Source organism: Citrobacter sp. Igbk 17, assembly GCF_028069775.1.
GTDB lineage: Bacteria > Pseudomonadota > Gammaproteobacteria > Enterobacterales > Enterobacteriaceae > Citrobacter.
Window position 1 is genome coordinate 1 of the sequence record NZ_JANEWI010000116.1, and the last position, 255, is coordinate 255.

Annotated in this window: 1 protein-coding gene; it reads right to left on the minus strand. The window is 54.1% G+C overall.

Annotated features, from left to right (window positions below):
* Positions 1–25: 25 nt before the first annotated feature.
* On the minus strand, positions 26–255 hold a 230-nt coding region (locus tag NNO08_RS23060), incomplete at its 5' end, for a hypothetical protein (RefSeq protein WP_271457615.1).

Sequence of the window (255 nt, forward strand, 5' to 3'; positions counted from 1 at the left end):
GTATTTTGCATGGTCAAATCCTCCCTTAAGCCAGACGCAGCGCTTCAAGGCGGCGCAGGTCGAAGTCGTTCAGTTCGTCGGTGTAATCAGCGGTGATCGGTGCTGGCCATTCGCCAGTGTCAAAGCCGGTAGCGATAGCGCGCATCGATTTGCGGTACTCAAGCATGCCCAGCTCCAGCAGTTCGGCGGATGCCTCGATGATGGCAATCCAGTGGTAGTTCTCGTCTTTGTTGACAAAAATCCAGAAGAACTGGT